The organism is Planktotalea sp. (genome assembly GCF_039984035.1).
GTDB lineage: Bacteria > Pseudomonadota > Alphaproteobacteria > Rhodobacterales > Rhodobacteraceae > Planktotalea.
Genome location: NZ_JBDWVM010000103.1, coordinates 1 through 3,358, shown reverse-complemented (window position 1 = coordinate 3,358; position 3,358 = coordinate 1). Strand labels below are relative to the sequence as shown.

General features: G+C 55.4%; 4 protein-coding genes. 3 read left to right on the top strand and 1 reads right to left on the bottom strand.

Going from position 1 to position 3,358, the window contains the following annotated elements:
- Positions 1-1,366: phenylacetic acid degradation bifunctional protein PaaZ (gene paaZ, locus ABJQ89_RS04475; protein WP_348495066.1), on the bottom strand; the 1,366-nt coding region annotated here is incomplete at its 3' end.
- A gap of 101 nt (positions 1,367-1,467) precedes the next feature.
- On the opposite strand from paaZ, the gene paaI reads away from it, so the two are divergent.
- The 3 genes from paaI to ABJQ89_RS04460 all read left to right on the top strand — a co-directional run.
- Positions 1,468-1,908, top strand: a complete 441-nt coding sequence (gene paaI, locus ABJQ89_RS04470; RefSeq protein WP_348495065.1) for a hydroxyphenylacetyl-CoA thioesterase PaaI — start codon at positions 1,468-1,470, stop codon at positions 1,906-1,908.
- A gap of 1 nt (position 1,909) precedes the next feature.
- Entirely contained in the window at positions 1,910-3,205 is a 1,296-nt protein-coding gene (gene paaK, locus ABJQ89_RS04465) for a phenylacetate--CoA ligase PaaK (protein ID WP_348495064.1), read from the top strand.
- A gap of 3 nt (positions 3,206-3,208) precedes the next feature.
- Positions 3,209-3,358, top strand: a 150-nt coding sequence (locus ABJQ89_RS04460; protein ID WP_348495067.1) for a TetR family transcriptional regulator, incomplete at its 3' end; no start/stop codon positions are given.

The window sequence follows — 3,358 nt, the reverse complement described above, 5'->3', positions numbered from 1 at the left end:
CGCGATTGTTGAAGTAAAGCCGTCCATGATAAGCGCTCGCGCCAAGCGCGACCTCGCGTGCGACCTCTGGGTCATGGGTGATGACAGAGGCGACAAGCGAGCCTTGTCCCTTGTTCACCAGCGCGATGGCGTGAGGCAGATCGCGATAACCCATGACGGTCGACACAGGTCCAAAGGCTTCGGTGTCATGAACGCGGGTCGCTGTGTCTGGGTCCGCGCATTCGAACAGCATTGGCGAGACAAACGCGCCCGCGCGCGCAGCTATTTCGTCATCCCCATAGACCTGCGTGGCCTCCGTTTTGAGGATCTGCGCTTTGGCCAAAACATCCGCTTTCTGAGCACCAGACACAAGCGCGCCCATCTGCGTGGCTTGATCTGTGGGATCGCCGACGACGGTTTTGGACAGGCGCTCGCTCAGCTTTGCAATCACTGCATCGACGTGTTCCTGAGGCGCGATGATCCGGCGAATAGCGGTGCATTTTTGACCCGCCTTTGTGGTCATCTCGCGGTGCGCCTCTTTGATGAAGAGATCAAACTCTGGGGTGCCCGGCGCGGCATCAGGTCCAAGGATGGAGGCGTTGAGACTGTCCTGCTCGGCGACAAAGCGGATAGAATTTTCGAGCAAATGAGGCGTTGATCGCAGCTTAAGCGCGGTTTGTGCTGAACCTGTGAAGCTTACGCTGTCTTGCATAGTAAGCCGTTCCAACATGTCGCCCAATCCGCCGCTGACAAGTTGCAATGCACCTTTAGGTAGGATGCCACTGTCGAGCATGATGCGCACGGCAAGTTCGGTCACATAACACGTTGCAGTGGCGGGTTTGACAATGGCAGGTACACCAGCGAGCAGGGTCGGGGCCAGCTTTTCCAGCATTCCCCAAACAGGGAAATTGAAGGCGTTAATATGCACTGCGACGCCCTGCATCGGCGTACAAATATGTTGCCCCAGAAAGGTGCCGTTGCGGGAGAGCTGTTCCGTTTCTCCATCGAGATATATTTGTGCATCGGGCATTTCGCGCCGCCCTTTAGACGCGAACACAGCCAAAGTGCCGATGCCGCCATCGATGTCGATCAAGTGATCGCGCTGCGTTGCCCCAGTCGCAAAAGAAAGATCATAAAGCGCTTGTTTTTGTTTGGTGAGCTCACCTGCCAGCGCTTTGAGCATACGGGCGCGATCATGGAACGTCAGTGCCCGCAGGGCGGGACCACCAATGTCCCGCGCATGATCGAGCATAGCCTCAACATCCAACGCACCGTTGCCTGCCTGCGCCATTGGCTGACCGGTCACCGCGTTTTCAATGAGCCGCGCGTTTGCGTCTGGTGCAATCCACGTTCCGGCGGCGAAGGAATTGATCTGAAGCAAGCTCATCTAAACGGGTCCTTGAATGGGTAGAAAATGGCGACTTGTTATTAATTGACCGCTTGGACGGTTTATGCAAGAAATATTCTTAGCACGCGGGGAGGCGAGCAATGACACCTGATGAAAGAGCAAAGCGCGCAAGCGCTGAAATGTGGTCAAACGATCGTGCATCTCCGTGGATGGGGATCAGCCTTGATGCGGTGAGCGAAGGGCAGGCCAATATGCAATTGACGGTGCAAGATCATCATTGCAACGGACACGGCATATGCCATGGCGGCGTGATCTTTACGCTTGCTGACAGCGCCTTTGCCTTTGCGTGTAATTCGCGCAATCAGGCGACGGTCGCGCAGAACAACATGATCACTTTCGTTGCGCCTGCGAAACTTGGCGACGTGCTTTCAGCGGATGCGCGAGAGACATCCCTTTCAGGGCGCAACGGCGTTTACGATGTGCGCGTTCACAATCAGGATGGTGGATTGATTGCGGAGATGCGTGGGTTGTCCCGCGCGATCAAAGGACAGCTTTTTGACGAAACAGCGAAGGGAACTTGAGATGAGCAATTTGGCACCTGATCCGTCAATTTTGGACCCTATCGAATTCGCCAGCCGCGATGACATTTCTGCGTTGCAACTGGAGCGTATGCGTTGGTCGTTGAAACATGCGTATGACAATGTCGCGCTCTATAAAGCGCGCTTTGACGAAGCGGGTGTGCATCCCAATGATCTAAAATCGCTCGCGGATCTGGCCAAATTTCCCTTCACTTACAAGGATGACCTTCGGGCCAATTACCCCTTTGGCATGTTCGCGGTACCGCGCGAGGACATCGCGCGTATTCATGCGTCTTCTGGCACGACGGGCAAGGCAACTGTCGTGGGTTATACGGCCAATGATATATCCAACTGGGCCGATCTTGTGGCGCGATCCTTGCGCGCAGCAGGTTTGCGCAAGGGTGATCTGGTGCACAACGCTTATGGCTATGGCCTCTTCACTGGCGGTCTCGGTGCGCACTATGGGATTGAACGGTTAGGCGCGACAGTGGTGCCGATGGGCGGCGGTCAAACGGACAAACAGGTTGCCCTGATCAACGATTTCAAACCGCGCGGTATTCTGGTGACGCCCTCTTATATGCTCAACATTCTTGAGGCGTTTCAAAAGGCAGGGCTCGATCCGCGTGCGAGTTCCTTGGAGGTGGCCGTCTTTGGCGCTGAACCGTGGACAGAGGCAATGCGCAGCGAGATAGAAGACGCCTTTGATCTGCATGCAGTCGATATTTACGGACTGTCTGAGGTTATGGGACCAGGTGTGGCGAATGAATGCGTGGAAACCAAAGATGGTCCCGTCATTTGGGAGGATCATTTTTATCCCGAAATTATCGATCCCGTAACAGGCGATGTTCTGCCCGATGGGGAAGAGGGTGAATTGGTCTTCACCACATTAACCAAGGAAGGCATGCCTATCATTCGGTATCGCACCCGTGATTTGACGCGTTTGTTGCCGGGCACTGCGCGCTCTATGCGGCGGATTGCCAAGATCACTGGCCGCTCTGACGATATGATCATTCTGCGCGGTGTGAACGTGTTCCCGACGCAGATCGAGGAACAGGTGATGGCCGTTGAAGGGCTAGGCCCGTATTTCCAAATTGAGCTTGTCAAAGAGGGGCGCATGGACGGTATGCGTGTGCTTGTCGAAGTGGCCGCGAGCGATGTGGATAAGGATGCTGTGGCAACCAAACTGCGCGCTCAGATCAAGGATATGGTTGGTATCACCACTGAAGTCGTCGTCGGGGACAGCGGTTTTGTGGCCCGTTCGCAAGGCAAGGCGGTGCGCGTCGTGGATAATCGGGGTTAAAATATGGCGCGCCCCATTGCCAAAGACCATGACGCTAAACGCGCGCATATTTTGTGCGAAGCGGCGGTAGTTTTCGCGCGCGACGGAATTGCGCGCGCGTCTATGGCGCAAGTGGCCAAGGCTTGCGGAATTTCCAAGGCGAACATCTATCAT